Genomic DNA, 16,653 nt, shown 5'->3' with positions numbered 1-16,653 from the left:
CTCGCCGTTTTCCCGGGGACGTACGGCAGGATGTCCCCCATGCCGAGCCTCCAGAAGTCGAGCGCGCCGCGGGACCGCTCGCAGACGGTCATCCCCACCCACCGGGACAAGGTGGCCGCAGCGGGCAGCGAACTGATCGGCGGCCCCTACGGGCGCCGGGCGACGGCCGGCACCGGGCAGCTGACGCCGGTGCGGGTGATCGCGCTCGTGGCCCTCGGCATGTACGCCCTCGGCATGGTGCAGAAGCTGCCCTGCTACAACTGGGCCTGGTTCCGCGGAACGACCTCCCAGTACACCCACGCCTGCTACTCGGACATCCCGCACCTCTTCGTCGGGCGGGGCTTCGCGGAGGGCCTGGTCCCGTACTTCGACCGGCTGGGCGGCGACATACCGTTCCTGGAGTACCCCGTCCTGACGGGTCTCTTCATGGAGGTCGCGGCCTGGCTGACGCCCGGCGGCGGCGACACGAGCGGGCAGGAGCAGTCGTACTGGCTGGTCAACGCCGGCATGCTGATGGTGTGCGCGGCCGTCCTGGCGGTCTGTGTGGCCCGGACGCACCGCCTGCGCCCCTGGGACGGTCTGCTGGTCGCCCTCGCGCCCTCGGTCGCACTCACGGCCACGATCAACTGGGACATACTGGCCGTCGCGCTGACCGCCGCCGCCGTCCTGATGTGGTCGCGGAGCCGGCCGCTGGCCTTCGGGATCCTGCTGGGCCTGGCCACCGCCGCCAAGTTCTACCCGATACTGCTCCTCTGTCCGCTGCTGCTGCTCTGCTGGCGGGCCGGGAAGTGGCGGGCGTACGGGATCGCGGTGCTCGGCTTCCTGGGTTCCTGGCTGGTCGTGAACCTGCCCGTGATGCTGCTCGCGCCGGAGGGGTGGAAGCAGTTCTACCTCTTCAGCCGGGACCGGAACGTCGACTTCGGCTCGATCTGGCTGCTGGTCAGCCAGCGGACCGGTGACGTGATCACGCCGGGCCGGGCCAATCTGTACGCGCTGCTGCTGATGGCGGTGGCGGTGGCGGGCCTCGTGTTCCTGGCGTTCACGGCGCCCCGCAGGCCGCGCTTCGTCCAGCTGGCCTTCCTGATCGTCGCCGCGTTCGTGCTGACGAACAAGGTCTACTCGCCGCAGTACGTCCTGTGGCTGGTCCCGCTGGCCGCGCTCGCCCGGCCCCGCTGGCGGGACTTCCTGGTCTGGCAGGCCTGCGAGGTCACGTACTTCGTCGGCATCTGGATGTACCTGGCGTTCACGGCCGGCGGCAACAAGCAGGGCCTGCCGGTGGACGGCTACCAGTTCGCGATCCTCCTGCACCTGCTCGGCACGCTGTACCTGTGCGCGATGGTCGTCCGCGACATCCTGGCGCCCGAGAAGGACCCCGTCCGGCAGGAGGGCGCGGACGATCCCTCGGGGGGCGTCCTGGACGGCGCCGAGGACGTCGCCGTGGCGGGCAGGGCGGCACACCCGGCCCGCCACGCCGCCCCGGCCGTGGAGGAGGGGCAGCGGGTGCGCTGGGGCACCGCCGACGACCCCTGGGGCGCCCCCGAATAGGCACAGCGATCACCCCCGGGAGCAGGGCTCCCGGGGGTGATTCGTTTCGGCGGGCTCGGCCGGGCGGTGCCTTCCGGCCGGCTCAGCGCTCGACGAGACGGTCGAACTGCGTCGTGGTGTGGCGCAGATGCGCCACGAGCTCGTCGCCCACCCGGGGCTCCTGGGCGTCGGCCGGCACGAACAGGATCGACACCTGCATGTGCGGCGGCTCGGCGAACCAGCGCTGCTTGCCGGCCCAGACGAAGGGCGAGAGGTTCCGGTTGACGGTGGCGAGGCCCGCCCGGGCGACGCCCTTGGCACGCGGCATGACGCCGTGCATGGCCTTCGGAGCCTCCAGACCCACGCCGTGGGAGGTGCCGCCGGCGACGACGACCAGCCAGCCGTCCGACGCGGCCTTCTGCTGGCGGTAGCCGAACCGGTCGCCCTTGGCGACCCGGGTCACGTCGAGGACGGCGCCCCGGTACTCCGTGGCCTCGTGGTCGCCCAGCCACAGCCGGGTGCCGATCCGGGCGCGGAACCGGGTCTGCGGGAACTGCTGCTGCAGTCGGGCCTGCTCCTCGGCCCGCAGGTGGCTCACGAACATGGTGTGCAGCGGCAGCCGGGCGGTCCGCAGCCGGTCCATCCAGGCGATGACCTCCTCGACCGCGTCGGTGCCGTCCGGGCGGTCCAGGGGCAGGTGGAGGGCGAAGCCCTCCAGACGGACGTCCTCGATGGCGGCGTGGAGCTGCGGGAGCTCCTCCTCGCGCACGCCGTGCCGCTTCATCGAGCTCATGCACTCGATCACGACCCGGGCGCCCACCAGGGCGTGGACGCCGTCCACGGACGACACGGAACGGATCACCCGGTCGGGCAGCGGAACCGGTTCCTCACCTCGGCGGAAGGGGGTGAGGACCAACAGGTCGCCACCGAACCAGTCCTTGATCTTCGCGGCTTCGTACGTGGTGCCCACGGCGAGCATGTCGGCGCCGAACCGGGCCGCCTCGTCCGCGAGCCGCTCGTGCCCGAAGCCGTACCCGTTGCCCTTGCACACCGGGATGAGGCCCGGGAACTGGTCGATGACGGTCTTCTGGTGCGCCCGCCAGCGAGCGGTGTCGACGTAGAGGGAGAGCGCCATGGCCGGCCCGGAACCTTTCTGATGGCAGCGGTGGGTCAGAGGTGTGTACGAGACTACGAAGCCTACGGAACGGTCAGCGGCGCGACATGTAGATGTCGAGCGCCTTGTGCAGCAGCTTGTTCAGCGGGAAGTCCCACTCGCCGACGTACTCGACGGCCTCGCCGCCCGTGCCCACCTTGAACTGGATGAGTCCGAAGAGGTGGTCGGTCTCGTCGAGCGAGTCCGAGATGCCCCGCAGGTCGTAGACGGTGGCGCCCATGGCGTACGCGTCGCGCAGCATCCGCCACTGCATCGCGTTCGAGGGCCGGACCTCACGGCCGATGTTGTCGGATGCGCCGTAGGAGTACCAGACGTGCCCGCCGACGACGAGCATGGTCGCGGCGGAGAGGTTCACACCGTTGTGGCGGGCGAAGTAGAGCCGCATGCGGTTGGGGTCCTCGTTGTTGAGGACGGTCCACATGCGCTGGAAGTACGAGAGCGGGCGCGGCCGGAAGTGGTCGCGGACGGCCGTGATCTCGTACAGCCGCTGCCACTCGGCCAGGTCCTCGTAGCCGCCCTGGACGACCTCGACACCGGCCTTCTCGGCCTTCTTGATGTTGCGGCGCCACAGCTGGTTGAAGCCCTTGAGGACGTCGTCGAGCGAGCGGTTGGCGAGCGGGACCTGGAAGACGTAGCGGGGCTGCACGTCGCCGAAGCCGGCGCCGCCGTCCTCGCCCTGCTGCCAGCCCATCTTCCGCAGCCGGTCCGCGACCTCGAAGGCGCGCGGCTCGATGTGGGTGGCCTCGACGTCCTTGAGGCGCTTGACGTCCGGGTCCTGGATGCCGGCCTTGATGGCGGCCGAGTCCCAGCGGCGGATGACCACCGGCGGCCCCATCTTCACCGAGAAGGCGCCCTGCTGCTTGAGGTGCGCCAGCATCGGCTGCAGCCAGTCGTCGAGGTTGGGCGCGTACCAGTTGATGACCGGCCCCTCGGGCAGGTAGGCGAGGTAGCGCTTGATCTTCGGCAGCTGGCGGTAGAGCACCAGGCCGGCGCCGACGAGCTCGCCGGACTTGTCGAACCAGCCGAGGTTCTCCGAGCGCCACTCGGTCTTCACATCAGCCCACGCCGGGACCTGGCAGTGGCTCGCGGCGGGCTGGCTCTGGATGAATGCCAGATGCTGCTCACGGCTGATGGTCCTCAGGGTCAGGCTCATGCGGGGCGCTCCTCGGCAGGTGTGTCCCCATCGGTCAGGGGCTCCGGCTCTCGCGCCGAAGCCTACTGTGACCGAGGAGCGCCCCGAATGGGGTGTGTGTGCCCCGACGTGCCGTCGGGCTCAGCCGAAGAGGCCACCGTGGGCCATGCCGAGGTAGAAGCCCACCGCCGCCGCACCGAGGCCGACGATCAGAGCGAAGCGCTCGCGCGTCGTCACGGAGATGAACTGTCCGTACGCGCCGGTCAGGATGCCGATCAGGCCCGACCAGGAACTCAGCAGGTGCAGGTTGTCGAACTGCGCCGTGACGAAGGCGAGGATCCCGAGAACCAGGGTCACGCCGACCAGGGTGTCCTGGAGCGGGTGGGGTTTGCCGTCGGTCGCGAAGAGAGAGTGGCCGGGGTCGGGTCGCATTGCCTGTGCCATGGGGCACCTCCTGGCGTGGCTACCGGAAGGCGGCGCATCCTAGCGCCGCCCACATCCGTTGTGTACAGATTGCGTCCCCTCCCCGGGGAATTTCAACCGCAAGCCGATGTGCGGGTACTCTGTACAGCTGCGCCGGTGTCTGCCCAGGTCCCTCCGGGATCCCCGACAGCGCTCCTCGCTCGCCGAGGGGGACTGTCAGTGGTGGCGGATACCGTTGCTTACGCATCACGACCCTCCTGCCACGGAACGACCGTGGCCGCTGAGTCCAAAGGAGGTGGGTTCCACATGCGTCACTACGAGGTGATGGTCATCCTCGACCCCGATCTCGAGGAGCGCGCTGTCTCCCCGCTGATCGAGAACTTCCTCTCCGTCGTCCGTGAGGGCAACGGAAAGGTCGAGAAGGTCGACACCTGGGGCCGTCGTCGTCTCGCCTACGAGATCAAGAAGAAGCCCGAGGGCATCTACTCGGTCATCGACCTGCAGGCCGAGCCTGCGGTCGTCAAGGAGCTCGACCGCCAGCTCAACCTGAACGAGTCGGTCCTCCGGACCAAGGTCCTCCGTCCCGAGACCCACTGAGCGTCTAGCTCAGAGGTCATCGGGTTCGAGTAGCAACAAAGCAGCCAGAAGCAAACCCGCCGAGAGGTTCCCCCATGGCAGGCGAGACCGTCATCACGGTCGTCGGCAATCTTGTCGACGACCCCGAGCTGCGCTTCACCCCGTCCGGTGCGGCGGTCGCGAAGTTCCGTATCGCGTCCACCCCCCGCACCTTCGACCGCCAGACCAATGAGTGGAAGGACGGCGAAAGCCTCTTCCTGACCTGCTCGGTCTGGCGTCAGGCGGCGGAGAACGTCGCCGAGTCGCTCCAGCGAGGCATGCGCGTCGTCGTGCAGGGCCGGCTGAAGCAGCGGTCCTACGAGGACCGTGAGGGCGTCAAGCGCACGGTCTACGAGCTGGACGTCGAGGAAGTCGGCCCCAGCCTCAAGAACGCCACGGCCAAGGTCACCAAGACCACCGGTCGCGGTGGCCAGGGTGGATACGGCGGCGGCGGCCAGCAGGGCGGCGGCGGTGGCAGCTGGGGTGGAAACTCCGGCGGCGGTGGCCAGCAGGGTGGTGGCGGTGCTCCCGCCGACGACCCGTGGGCGACCGGCAGCCCCTCCTCCTCCGGCGGCGGCCAGCAGGGCGGCGGCGGTGGCGGCTGGGGTGGAAACTCCGGCGGCGGCTACTCGGACGAGCCCCCCTTCTAGGGCACGCCCTCGAAGCAGCTCGTACCCCCACTTCTTGATCACACAGGAGAAACACCATGGCGAAGCCGCCTGTGCGCAAGCCTAAGAAGAAGGTCTGCGCGTTCTGCAAGGACAAGACCGCGTACGTGGACTACAAGGACACGAACATGCTGCGGAAGTTCATTTCCGACCGCGGCAAGATCCGTGCCCGCCGCGTGACCGGCAACTGCACGCAGCACCAGCGTGACGTCGCCACGGCCGTCAAGAACAGCCGTGAGATGGCGCTGCTGCCCTACACGTCCACCGCGCGATAAGGGAAGGGTGACCAAGAAATGAAGATCATCCTCACCCACGAGGTCTCCGGCCTCGGTGCCGCTGGCGACGTCGTCGACGTCAAGGACGGCTACGCTCGCAACTACCTGGTCCCGCGCGGTTTCGCGATCCGCTGGACCAAGGGTGGCGAGAAGGACGTGGCGCAGATCCGCCGCGCCCGCAAGATCCACGAGATCGCGACCATCGAGCAGGCCAACGAGATCAAGGCCCAGCTCGAGGGCACGAAGGTGCGCCTGGCCGTTCGCTCCGGCGACGCCGGCCGTCTCTTCGGCTCCGTGACCCCGGCCGACATCGCCTCGGCGATCAAGACCGCGGGTGGCCCCGACGTCGACAAGCGTCGCGTCGAGCTCGGTTCGCCGATCAAGACCCTGGGCTCGCACCAGGTGTCCGTGCGTCTGCACCCCGAGGTTGCCGCGAAGCTCGGCGTCGAGGTCGTCGCCGCGTAACGCTGCCCTCGGCAGTCTGCGCTCAGCAGTGAGGAAGGGCCGCACCCCTCGGGGTGCGGCCCTTTCGCCGTGTCCGTTCGGCAGCTTTCCTTCCGCGGTTTCACGTGAAACGGGTGGCCCTCAGCGGGTGGCACCCGTGACGATCCAGCGGCCGGAGCGCATGCGGAACCAGAGGGTTCCCATCCGGACCGTCATCATCAGGGTCATCGCCCACCAGAGCGCCGTCAGCCCGCCGCCGAGCGCCGGGACCAGCAGGGCGACCGGGGCGAAGACCGCCAGCGTGAGCAGCATCGCCCAGGCCAGGTAGGGGCCGTCTCCCGCACCCATCAGGACGCCGTCGAGGACGAAGACGACTCCGGAGACCGGCTGGGAGAGCGCGACCACGAGCAGGGCCGGGAGAAGGGTGTCCTGCACGACGGTGTCGCCGGTGAAGAGCGGAACGAACAGGGGCCGGGTGACGATGAGCAGCGCACCCAGCACCACCCCCGAGACCACGCCCCACTGGACCATGCGGCGGCAGACCTGGCGTGCCCCGTCGGCGTCGTCCGCACCGAGGTAGCGGCCGATGATGGCCTGGCCCGCGATGGCGATCGCGTCGAGCGCGAAGGCCATCAGGCTCCACAGGGACAGGATGATCTGATGGGCGGCGACCTCGGCGTCCCCGAGCCGGGCGGCGACGGCCGTGGCGATCATCAGAACCGCGCGCAGGGAGAGCGTACGGACCAGGAGGGGGACGCCGGCCTGGGCGGAGGCGCGTATGCCGGCCGGGTCGGGGCGGAGGGAGGCGCCGTGGCGTCGGGCGCCTCGGACGACCACGACGAGGTAGGCGGTGGCCATGCCGTACTGGGCGATGACCGTGCCCCAGGCGGAGCCGGCGATGCCCAGGCCGGCGCCGTAGACCAGGCCGGCGTTGAGCGCGCCGTTGGCCGCGAAGCCGGCGATGGCCACATAGAGAGGCGTACGGGTGTCCTGGAGACCGCGCAGGACGCCGGTGGCGGCCAGGACCACCAGCATGGCGGGGATTCCGAGGCTGGAGATCCTGAGGTAGGTGACGGCGTACGGGGCGGCGGTGTCCGAGGCACCGAAGACATCGACGAGCCAGGGCGCCGTGGGCAGGGTCAGCGCCACGACGGCGGCGCCGAGGAGGAGCGCCAGCCAGATGCCGTCCATGCCCTGCCGGATGGCGGCCTGGAGATCGCCCGCGCCCACGCGTCGGGCGACGGCGGCCGTGGTGGCGTAGGCGAGGAAGACGAAGACGCTGACGGCGGTGGAGAGCAGTGCCGCGGCGATCGCGAGGCCCGCGAGCTGAGGTGTGCCGAGGTGCCCGACGATGGCGCTGTCGACCATGAGGAACAGCGGCTCGGCGACGAGCGCGCCGAAGGCCGGCAGGGCGAGGGAGACGATCTCGCGGTCGTGCTGTCGGCGGACGGCCTTGGAGGGCGCGGGGGCCTGAGTCATGGGCTCAATCTAATCTTCCACAGGTAAGAGATGCAATGCGTATGTGATCCTTACTTTGGGTTGGCGCGGGGCTTCGGGTGTGGGCCGTTTGTTCTGATCTTGGCCCCGGGGGATAACTTTTTCTCCCCCACAGCCCGTGGATGGGAAAAGTGCAGGTCAGATGGGTGAGATCGGGGGTGCTATGAGTTTGTCCACATGGCTGTCCCCCGCTCCGTGCACAGGATCCGGGGAGTTCTCCACAGCATCTGGCCAGTAACCCACAGGGCCTGTGGATAACCAGATTGGCTGGGGCTCTCCACAGGCCTACCGTGGTCCGGCGCCCGACGCGCCAGAAGCGGTCGCGAAGCCACTCGTCGATCAAGGCGTGGCATAAGGAAGAGTGGCACGGCGAAGTCCGCGGAGCGGACGGGAGGAGGTGGCTTGGTGAGCGTTCCCGAGCCCATGGACGACCCCTGGGCCGACAGCGGACCGAGCGACCGGCTGCCCACCCGTACCCGTGGCGAGGGACGCGGTCGTGGCCGCGGCCGCGACGATCAGCACGAGCGGGGCGGCGAGGGTCCCTGGGACGGCGGGCTCTCCGCCTTCGAGCGCGTTCCCCCGCAGGACCTCGACGCCGAGCAGTCCGTGCTCGGCGGCATGCTGCTCTCCAAGGACGCCATCGCGGACGTCGTGGAGATCATCAAGGGGAACGACTTCTACAAGCCCGCGCACGAGACCGTCTACGCGGCGATCCTCGACCTGTACGCCAAGGGCGAGCCGGCCGACCCGATCACGGTCGGCGCCGAGCTCACCAAGCGCGGCGAGATCACCCGCGTCGGCGGCGCCTCCTACCTCCACACGCTGGTCCAGTCGGTCCCGACCGCGGCCAACGCCTCGTACTACGCGGAGATCGTCCACGAGCGCGCGGTCCTGCGCCGCCTGGTCGAGGCCGGCACCAAGATCACACAGATGGGGTACGCGGCCGACGGAGACGTCGACGAGATCGTGAACTCGGCCCAGGCCGAGATCTACGCCGTCACCGAGCAGCGCACCACCGAGGACTACCTGCCGCTCGGCGACATCATGGAGGGGGCGCTCGACGAGATCGAGGCGATCGGCTCCCGCAGCGGCGAGATGACGGGTGTGCCCACCGGCTTCACGGACCTCGACTCGCTCACCAACGGACTCCACCCGGGTCAGATGATCATCATCGCGGCCCGTCCCGCCATGGGTAAGTCGACCCTCGCCCTGGACTTCGCCCGGGCGGCCTCCATCAAGCACAACCTGCCCAGCGTCATCTTCTCCCTCGAAATGGGCCGCAACGAGATCGCCATGCGTCTCCTCTCGGCCGAGGCCCGGGTCGCGCTCCACCACATGCGCTCCGGCACGATGACCGACGAGGACTGGACCCGGCTCGCCCGCCGGATGCCGGACGTCTCCCAGGCCCCGCTGTACATCGACGACTCCCCGAACCTGTCGATGATGGAGATCCGCGCGAAGTGCCGCCGGCTCAAGCAGCGCAACGGCCTGAAGCTCGTCATCATCGACTATCTGCAGCTCATGCAGTCGGGCGGTTCCAAGCGGCAGGAGAGCCGTCAGCAAGAGGTCTCCGACATGTCGCGAAACCTGAAGCTCCTCGCCAAGGAGCTGGAACTGCCGGTGATCGCGCTCTCCCAGCTGAACCGTGGTCCCGAGCAGCGCACCGACAAGAAGCCGATGGTCTCCGACCTGCGTGAGTCCGGCTCGATCGAGCAGGACGCCGACATGGTCATCCTGCTGCACCGCGAGGACGCCTACGAGAAGGAGTCACCGCGCGCGGGCGAGGCGGACATCATCGTGGGCAAGCACCGTAACGGCCCGACGGCCACGATCACCGTGGCCTTCCAGGGCCACTACTCGCGTTTCGTGGACATGGCCCAGACCTGACCCGAAGGAAATCGGTAAGTCCCGCGGGTGACATTCGCGTTGGATGGGGTCCATGACGACATCTTTCGAAGCCTTGTTGCCCAGTACCGAGCGGGCTCTGTTGCACCGTGTCGCGGTCGCCCAGTCCGAGGGGCGGGCGCCGTCCTTCGTGGGGGCGGTGGTCCGTGACGGAGCGTTGGTCTGGAGTGGTTCGCGCAGCTGCGTGGACGGTCACGCGCCGGACGCCGACACCCAGTTCAGGATCGGGTCCATCACCAAGGTGTTCACCGCCGTCCTGGTGATGCGGCTCCGGGACGAGGGCCTGCTCGGGCTCGACGATCCGCTGGAGCGTCATCTGAAGGGAACGGGCGTCGGTGAGGTGACGATCGCCCAACTCCTGGGCCACACCGGCGGTCTCGCGGCCGAGACGCCCGGCGCGTGGTGGGAGCGGTCCTCGGCCGCCCTGCGGCCGGAACTCTCCGACGTCCTGGGGGAGCAGCCCTTCCTCCAGTCGCCGGGACGCCGGCACCACTACTCCAACCCGGGCTACACGCTGCTGGGTTCGCTGGTCGAGGCGGTCCGGGGGGTGTCCTGGGAGGAGGCGCTGCGGCGCGAGATCCTGGAGCCGCTGGGGATGGGCCGTACGACGGTCGATCCCGTCGCTCCGCACGCGGGTGGCTGGGCGGTGCATCCCTGGGCCGACGTCATGCTGCCCGAGCCGTCCGAGGACCTCGGTCTGATGGCTTCGGCCGGGCAGCTCTGGTCGACGGCCGCCGACCTCGCGCGCTTCGCCGCCTTCCTCGCGGCGGGGGACGAGCGGGTGCTCGTCGCGGCGTCCGTGGAGGAGATGCGCGCCCCGGCCTCTCCCGCCGGGGAAGGCGACTGGGAGGGGAGCTACGGGCTCGGTCTCCAGCTGGTGCGCAAGGACGGCCGCACCCTGATCGGTCACAGCGGCTCCCTCCCGGGTTTCGTCGCCTCTCTGTGGGTGAGCGTGGAGGACGGCCTCGCCGGCATCGCCCTCTCCAACGCCACCTCAGGGCCGCTGGTGGGGGTTGTGGCCGCCGATCTCGTACGGATCGTGGCGGAGGCGGAGCCCAGGTTCCCGGAGCCGTGGCGACCCCTTCCCGAGGCCGAGGTCGACGAGGAGCTGCTGTCCCTCACGGGGCCTTGGTACTGGGGGACGTACGTCTACGGGCTTCGGCTCGGCCCCGAGCGGAGCGTGGTGCTCGAACCGCTGCGGGGTGCCGGGCGGCGGGCCCGCTTCCGGGCGCTGCCGGAGGGCGGCTGGGTCGGCCTGAACGGCTACTACGCGGGGGAGACGCTCAGGGCGGTGCGGCGTGCCGACGGCAGCGTGAGCCATCTCGACCTCGGCTCCTTCGTCTTCACGCGGGAGCCGTACGCGCCGAAGGACGCGGTTCCGGGCGGTGTGGACGAGGCGGGCTGGCGCGGTCTCTGAGTCGTTGTGGGCCGTTTCACGTGAAACCGTGCTGTTTCACGTGAAACGCGTCCTCAGAGGCTCTTCTTGAAACCCACGTGGGAGGCCTCGAAGCCCAGGCGCTCGTAGAAGCGGTGGGCATCGGTACGGGTGACGTCGGAGGTCAGCTGGACGAGCCGGCAGTCCTGGCGGCCCGACTCCTCGACGGCCCATTCGATGAGCTGCGTCCCGAGGCCGCTGCCGCGCTCGTCGGCGTGGATGCGGACGCCCTCGATGATCGAGCGGGTGGTGCCCCGGCGGGAGAGCCCCGGGATGATCGTCAGCTGGAGGGTGCCGACGACCTTGTCCTCGCGGACGGCCACGACGACGTGCTGGTTCGGATCGTTCGCGAGGCGCTCGAAGGCGATGAGGTACGGGGCGAGGTCGTCGGGGGATTCACGCTGTGCGCCCAGGGGGTCGTCGGCGAGCATCGCGACGATGGCCGGGAGGTCCTCCGCGGTGGCGGGGCGTATCTCAAGATCGCTCATGCCCCGCAGCGTAACGCCGGGGCGCTCCTGCCCCGGCGTCAGGCTCACACGGGTGCGCCCACGCCCTCCACGACCTGGACCAGCGGGGCCAGCTCGGGGTTCTTCGCGGCTTCGTCCAGGGCCTCGCGCAACGCGCTGTCGTTGGTGGGGCGGGCCTCTTCGAGGAGCTTCTGGCCGGCCTCGGTCACGTCGGTGTAGATGCCGCGCCGGTCGGTGGCGCAGAGGTACCGGGTGAGCAGACCGCGGTCCTCGAGCCGGGTGACGAGCCGGGTGGTGGCGCTCTGGCTGAGTACGACGGCGTCGGCGACCTGCTTCATCTGGAGGTGGCCGCCGGGGCCGCTGTGCTGGCGGCTGAGGACGTCGAGCAGCGAGTACTCCCGCACGCTCAGACCGTGGCCGGACTCCAGGGCGCGCTCGATGTGGGACTCGATCCTGCCGTGCAGCAGGGAGAGGGCGCACCAGCGCTGGGCGAGCGCGGTGAGTGCGGGGTCCGTCGCGGTCATGTTCTCTCCTCGGTGTCTCCTCGGCGCCGGTGCGGCTCTCGATCCAGGGTAGACGAAGGGACGCAATAATGGGCGTCTGCAAGTAAACCTATCCGGCGGCGACCGTCAGGGGAGCGAAGCGGCGGCGCCAGTCGCCGGGGAGGTCGGGCAGGGAGCGGATCATCACCGACGTGGTGGCGATCGTGTCGATGCCGTTCTCCTTCGCCCAGCTCAGCAGGGAGGTGTGCCGTACGTCGACGTCCGTGCGCAGCGGCCGGTCGGTGGCGGCGGCCAGGGAGGCGATCAGGGCCTTCGCCGTGCCCGGGTCCCGGGCGATCAGGGGGCCGATGACATGGGTGTCCATGTTGGGCCAGGCGGCCGCGAAGCCGGTGATCTCGCCGCCTTCCTCCGCGACCCTGAGGTGGTCCGCGAACGCGGGGAGCCGGGCGATGATGTGGGTGCGGTCGAGACCGAAGACCTCGTGGTCCAGGCGCAGGATCGCCGGGAGGTCCTCGGCCGTCGCCGGACGGACCGGAACGTCCGGGGCGGGTGCGGTGAAGGTGAAGCGCCCCCGCACCATCTCGGCCCGGCTCGTCTCGGTGAAGCCCAGCTGTTCGTACAGGGGCTGCCCGTTCGACGTGGCGTACAGCGTGAGCGGGGTGTCCCCGGCCTCCGTCAGGACGTGCCGCATGAGCCGGCGCCCCACGCCCTGGCGTGCGTACCGCTCGGCGACGAGCACCATGCCGATCGCGGCGAGCCCGGGGCCGTACGAGGTGACCACGGAGCAGGCGGCGAGGCCCGGACCGTCGGGATCGTCGATGCCGTAGCCGGTGCCCGCGGTGAGCAGCAGGCCCCATTTGTGTTCCTCGCGCGGCCAGCCCCGGTTCTCGGAGAGGTCGGCGCAGGCGAGGAGGTCCTCCGGGGTGAGGCGTCGGACCGGGAGCTGTGCGAGGGAGGCGGGGGAAGTCGGCATGCCTTTCAGGCTGTCCGACGCGGTGATCTTCCGTCCACCGCTTTACCGGATCCGGCCGACCTCTCCGGCCGATACCCGAGGAGCCGTTGATTCCGTCGGGTGGCACCCCGGACGATGTTCCACGTGAAACCCCGAACGCGACGACTGCACCTCTTCGACCTCGACGGCACCCTGATCAGGGGCTCGGCCGCCGCGGTGGAGATCTCCCGGCAACTGGACCTGGTGGAGGAGATCGCCGTCCTGGAAGAGGGGTTTCTGCGGGGGCTCACACCGGACGAGTTCGCCGTCCAGGCCCGCGAGCTGTGGGCCGCGCTCACCCTGGAGCAGGTCACGGCGGCTTTCGAAGGGGCCCCCTGGCTGGCGGGCATCCGCGAGGTCTGGGCGGACATCCGGGCGCGGGGAGACCACTGCGCGGTCATCTCCCTCTCGCCCGACTTCTTCGTCGAGCGGCTTCTCGACTGGGGCGTCGGCTCGACCCACGGTTCGCTCTGGCCTGCGGTCCCCTTCACCGAGCCGATCCACCGGCCGGGCATCCTCGACGCGCGCGCGAAGGTGCGGATCGCGAGGGAGCTCTGCGCGGGGTACGGAGTGGAACCCGCCGACTGCGTCGCGTACGGGGACTCGATGTCCGACGCGGAGCTCTTCGCGATCGTGCCGGAGACGGTGGCCGTGAACGCGGACCACCATCTCGCCGGGCTCTCCCGCCACAGCTACTCCGGAGGGGACCTGCGCGAGGCCTATGCCCTGGTCCGAAACAGCGCAGCCTAGCCAGAAACCCGGGCCTATGGCCCGAGAACGCCACTTTCTGTCCGAAGCGTCGGGCGGAAGCGCCATGCTGCGGTCACGGAAGCCGGCCAGCGCGAGGCGAGGCACATGATGGATGCTCCGACCACCACCACGACGTACGAGCGGGAGCCCCCGGAGGCAGAGGGGACGGAACCCCGAATATCCGAGGAACCCTCCGCCGACGCCGTGCTCGTCCGGCGCACCCTGGCGGAGATCGCACCGGTCGCCGACCGGGTGACCTCGTACTTCTACGCCCTGCTCTTCGTCCGGTACCCCGAGCTGCGCGAGATGTTCCCCGCGGCCATGGACACCCAGCGGGACCGGCTCCTGAAGGCCCTGCTGACGGCGGCCGAGCACCTGGACGACGCCCCGGTCCTCACCGCGTACCTGGAGAACCTCGGCAGGGGGCACCGTAAGTACGGGACCCGGGCCGCCCACTATCCGGCCGTCGGCGAGGCCCTCTTGGGCGCTCTGGAGCGGTACGCGGAGAAGAGCTGGGACGAGGAGACCGAGACGGCCTGGGTCCGCACGTACACGACGATCTCCCAGATCATGATCGACGCGGCCGCGGAGAACGAGCGGACCGCGCCCGCCTGGTGGCAGGCCGAGGTGGTCTCCCACGACCTGCGCACCTCGGACATCGCCGTCGTCACGCTCAGGCCCGACCAGCCGTACCCCTTCCTCGCCGGGCAGTACACGACGCTGGAGACCCCGTGGTGGCCCCGGGTCTGGCGCCACTACTCCTTCGCCTCGGCGCCCCGGCCGGACGGGCTGCTCTCCCTCCACGTCAAGGCCGTCCCGGCCGGCTGGGTGTCCAACGCGCTGGTGCACCGGGCGCGCCCCGGGGACGTGCTGCGGCTCGGCCCGCCGGCCGGTTCCATGACGGTCGACCACTCCACGGACACCGGACTGCTCTGCATGGGCGGCGGCACGGGGATAGCGCCGATCAAGGCGCTGGTCGAGGACGTCGCCGAGCACGGGGACCGGCGCCCGGTCGACGTCTTCTACGGGGCGCGCAGCGGCCACGACCTCTATGACATCGACACGATGCTGCGGCTCGAGAAGACCTTCCCGTGGCTCTCCGTCCACCCGGTCACCGAGGAGCAGGGAAGGCTCCCGGACGCCGTCTGCCGCTACGGCCCGTGGAACGAACGGGACGCCTATCTCTCGGGACCGCTCGACATGGTCCGCCGAGGCGTCGACGCACTGCGCGGCGCGGGGGTCCCCTCGGACCGCATCCGCCACGACTTCCTCGCGGAGCTCACCCCCGCGGCGGCCGGTTAGGACCTGATCCGCCGGACAGGCCCTAACCCAGGTCGGGGGCGTGCATCGCGCGGACGCCCTCGATGTTGCCGTCGAGGTAGTGGCGCAGGGAGAGCGGGACGAGGTGCACGGCGGCGATGCCGACCCGGCTGAAGGGCACCCGGACGATCTCGTACTCGCCGACCGGCTCCTCGATCTCGGGGCCGTGCCGCAGAGAGGGGTCCATGGAGCCGAGCCGGCAGACGAAGAAGTGCTGGACCTTCACCCCGGAGACCCCGCCGTCGACGATGTGCTCGACGGTGTCGACGAAGCAGGGCACCACATCGGTGATCTTGGCGCCGAGCTCTTCGAGCACCTCGCGGTGCAGGGCCTCGACGACGGTGGAGTCGGTGGGCTCCACGCCGCCGCCGGGCGTGACCCAGTAGGGATCCATCCCGGGCTTGGTCCGCTTGATGAGGATCAGGTCGTCCCCGTCGAGCAGGATGGCGCGTGCGGTGCGCTTGATCACGGGCCGTTCGGTCATGGGAAGAAAATGGCCCGTCCGAGGTGTCCTGAAACTCACCAGTTCCCGGCTGCCCGCAGCAGCTCCTCGTGGGCCCCGGCGAGCGGGGACAGCGCGAGCGTCCCCGTGCGCACGACCAGGAAGTAGGTCCGCAGCGGTGGGACCGGAGGGTCGAGCAGCGCCACGAGGTGCCCCTGCCGCAGGGCCTCCTCGCACAGGTAGCGCGGCAGGACGGCGAGCCCGGCGCCGGAGGCGGCGGAGTCCCGTACGGCCCGCAGGTCGGGGGCGATGACGGTGGCGGTCGCCGCAGGTTTGGTCTCGAAGACACTCGCCCAGTAGCGGGAGACGAAGGGCAGCGACTCGTGGACCTCGACCACCGGCAGCTCTTCCAGGAGCACCGCGCCCTTGCTCAGGAGCACCTCGGGGGAGAGCCGGGCGGCCCAGGGCGGGGCCGCGACCAGGACGTGCTCCTCGTCGCAGAGCGGGGTGGAGACCAACAGACCTCCCCGGGGGCGGGCGGTCGCGATGGCCAGGTCGTGGTGGCCCGCGGCGAGCCCCTCGAGGATCTCCTCCGTGTCGCCGAGGAAGGAGGCCCGCACGGCCAGCCCCTGGCCGACCAGGGGGGTGAGGGCGGGCAGCGCGCGGAGCGCGGTGAACTCCGGGGGCCCGGCGATGTGGAGGGTGCGGACACCGCTTCCCTCGTCGAGGCCGGTCTCGGCGATCTCCACGAGGGCGTCCAGATGGGGTGCCGCGCGGTGCGCGAGTTCGTCGCCGATGGTGGTCGGGGTGACTCCGCGGGCCCGTCTGAGGAAGAGCGGCCGTCCGAGCTGTCGTTCCAGCGTGCGGATCTGACTGGTGACGGCGGGCTGGGAGAGGCCCAGGAGCGCGGCGGCGCGGGTGAAGGAACCGGCCCGGTGCACCGTGACGAAGGTGCGCAGCAGGGCCAGGTCCATGTTCGCCCCCTCCCGGCCCGTGGCCGTTCGACTCAGGCGGTCGGCTGACTGCGCCTCAGGACCGTCCAACTATAAATAAGTCGATAGGTCCCTGTCGCTACCGTGATTGGACAC

Annotated in this window: 18 protein-coding genes; 9 read left to right on the top strand and 9 right to left on the bottom strand. The window is 70.1% G+C overall.

Annotated features, from left to right (window positions below; all coding sequences use genetic code 11):
• Positions 1-39: 39 nt before the first annotated feature.
• Positions 40-1,545, top strand: coding sequence for a glycosyltransferase family 87 protein (locus BLW86_RS18850; protein WP_093875115.1), 1,506 nt, complete (start codon positions 40-42; stop codon positions 1,543-1,545).
• Between the two features lie 82 nt (positions 1,546-1,627).
• On the opposite strand, the gene BLW86_RS18845 is transcribed toward BLW86_RS18850, so the two are convergent.
• From BLW86_RS18845 to BLW86_RS18835, 3 genes are all read right to left on the bottom strand, one after another.
• A complete protein-coding gene (locus tag BLW86_RS18845; protein ID WP_093875114.1) occupies positions 1,628-2,659 on the bottom strand; it encodes an alanine racemase in 1,032 nt (343 codons plus the stop codon).
• A gap of 73 nt (positions 2,660-2,732) precedes the next feature.
• Positions 2,733-3,851 carry a lipid II:glycine glycyltransferase FemX gene (locus tag BLW86_RS18840; protein ID WP_030685738.1) on the bottom strand — a complete coding sequence of 373 codons (1,119 nt, stop codon included), beginning with the start codon at positions 3,849-3,851 and terminating at the stop codon, positions 2,733-2,735.
• Between the two features lie 120 nt (positions 3,852-3,971).
• Positions 3,972-4,274 (bottom strand): hypothetical protein, encoded by a 303-nt coding sequence (locus BLW86_RS18835; protein WP_093875113.1) that lies wholly within the window; start codon positions 4,272-4,274, stop codon positions 3,972-3,974.
• 285 nt (positions 4,275-4,559) lie between these two features.
• Between BLW86_RS18835 and rpsF the strand changes: the two genes are divergently transcribed.
• The 4 genes from rpsF to rplI all read left to right on the top strand — a co-directional run bounded on the left by rpsF (position 4,560) and on the right by rplI (position 6,276).
• A complete protein-coding gene (rpsF, locus tag BLW86_RS18830) occupies positions 4,560-4,850 on the top strand; it encodes a 30S ribosomal protein S6 (protein ID WP_015034882.1) in 291 nt (96 codons plus the stop codon).
• 74 nt (positions 4,851-4,924) lie between these two features.
• Positions 4,925-5,518 carry a single-stranded DNA-binding protein gene (locus tag BLW86_RS18825; RefSeq protein ID WP_093875112.1) on the top strand — a complete coding sequence of 198 codons (594 nt, stop codon included), beginning with the start codon at positions 4,925-4,927 and terminating at the stop codon, positions 5,516-5,518.
• Between the two features lie 56 nt (positions 5,519-5,574).
• On the top strand, positions 5,575-5,811 hold the full coding sequence (rpsR, locus tag BLW86_RS18820) for a 30S ribosomal protein S18 (protein WP_005315025.1): 237 nt from the start codon (positions 5,575-5,577) through the stop codon (positions 5,809-5,811).
• Between the two features lie 18 nt (positions 5,812-5,829).
• Positions 5,830-6,276 carry a 50S ribosomal protein L9 gene (gene rplI, locus BLW86_RS18815; protein WP_053640001.1) on the top strand — a complete coding sequence of 149 codons (447 nt, stop codon included), beginning with the start codon at positions 5,830-5,832 and terminating at the stop codon, positions 6,274-6,276.
• A 120-nt stretch (positions 6,277-6,396) separates the two neighbouring features.
• On the opposite strand, the gene BLW86_RS18810 is transcribed toward rplI, so the two are convergent.
• A complete protein-coding gene (locus tag BLW86_RS18810; RefSeq protein WP_093875111.1) occupies positions 6,397-7,734 on the bottom strand; it encodes an MATE family efflux transporter in 1,338 nt (445 codons plus the stop codon).
• A 441-nt stretch (positions 7,735-8,175) separates the two neighbouring features.
• Here BLW86_RS18810 and dnaB point away from each other — a divergent pair, with 441 nt between their 5' ends.
• Together dnaB and BLW86_RS18795 are read left to right on the top strand one after the other, a co-directional pair.
• A complete protein-coding gene (gene dnaB / locus BLW86_RS18800; RefSeq protein WP_177181944.1) occupies positions 8,176-9,639 on the top strand; it encodes a replicative DNA helicase in 1,464 nt (487 codons plus the stop codon).
• Between the two features lie 52 nt (positions 9,640-9,691).
• Complete coding sequence (locus tag BLW86_RS18795) at positions 9,692-11,074, top strand: serine hydrolase domain-containing protein (protein ID WP_093878736.1); 1,383 nt, start codon at positions 9,692-9,694, stop codon at positions 11,072-11,074.
• A gap of 53 nt (positions 11,075-11,127) precedes the next feature.
• Here the strand turns inward: BLW86_RS18795 and BLW86_RS18790 are convergent, their stop codons facing one another.
• The 3 genes from BLW86_RS18790 to BLW86_RS18780 all read right to left on the bottom strand — a co-directional run bounded on the left by BLW86_RS18790 (position 11,128) and on the right by BLW86_RS18780 (position 13,035).
• Positions 11,128-11,580 carry a GNAT family N-acetyltransferase gene (locus BLW86_RS18790; protein ID WP_093875109.1) on the bottom strand — a complete coding sequence of 151 codons (453 nt, stop codon included), beginning with the start codon at positions 11,578-11,580 and terminating at the stop codon, positions 11,128-11,130.
• A gap of 44 nt (positions 11,581-11,624) precedes the next feature.
• On the bottom strand, positions 11,625-12,083 hold the full coding sequence (locus BLW86_RS18785; RefSeq protein WP_093875108.1) for a MarR family winged helix-turn-helix transcriptional regulator: 459 nt from the start codon (positions 12,081-12,083) through the stop codon (positions 11,625-11,627).
• 88 nt (positions 12,084-12,171) lie between these two features.
• Positions 12,172-13,035, bottom strand: coding sequence for a GNAT family N-acetyltransferase (locus tag BLW86_RS18780; RefSeq protein WP_093875107.1), 864 nt, complete (start codon positions 13,033-13,035; stop codon positions 12,172-12,174).
• A gap of 114 nt (positions 13,036-13,149) precedes the next feature.
• On the opposite strand from BLW86_RS18780, the gene BLW86_RS18775 reads away from it, so the two are divergent.
• Together BLW86_RS18775 and BLW86_RS18770 are read left to right on the top strand one after the other, a co-directional pair.
• Entirely contained in the window at positions 13,150-13,803 is a 654-nt protein-coding gene (locus tag BLW86_RS18775) for an HAD family hydrolase (RefSeq protein ID WP_093875106.1), read from the top strand.
• A gap of 105 nt (positions 13,804-13,908) precedes the next feature.
• Positions 13,909-15,105, top strand: a complete 1,197-nt coding sequence (locus tag BLW86_RS18770; protein ID WP_093875105.1) for a globin domain-containing protein — start codon at positions 13,909-13,911, stop codon at positions 15,103-15,105.
• Between the two features lie 22 nt (positions 15,106-15,127).
• Here the strand turns inward: BLW86_RS18770 and BLW86_RS18765 are convergent, their stop codons facing one another.
• A complete protein-coding gene (locus BLW86_RS18765) occupies positions 15,128-15,607 on the bottom strand; it encodes an NUDIX domain-containing protein (protein ID WP_093875104.1) in 480 nt (159 codons plus the stop codon).
• 35 nt (positions 15,608-15,642) lie between these two features.
• On the bottom strand, positions 15,643-16,539 hold the full coding sequence (locus BLW86_RS18760) for a LysR family transcriptional regulator (protein ID WP_093875103.1): 897 nt from the start codon (positions 16,537-16,539) through the stop codon (positions 15,643-15,645).
• Between the last annotated feature and the right edge of the window lie 114 nt (positions 16,540-16,653).

The organism is Streptomyces sp. TLI_105 (genome assembly GCF_900105415.1).
Lineage (GTDB): Bacteria > Actinomycetota > Actinomycetes > Streptomycetales > Streptomycetaceae > Streptomyces.
This window is presented reverse-complemented; position numbering and strand designations above follow the sequence as displayed.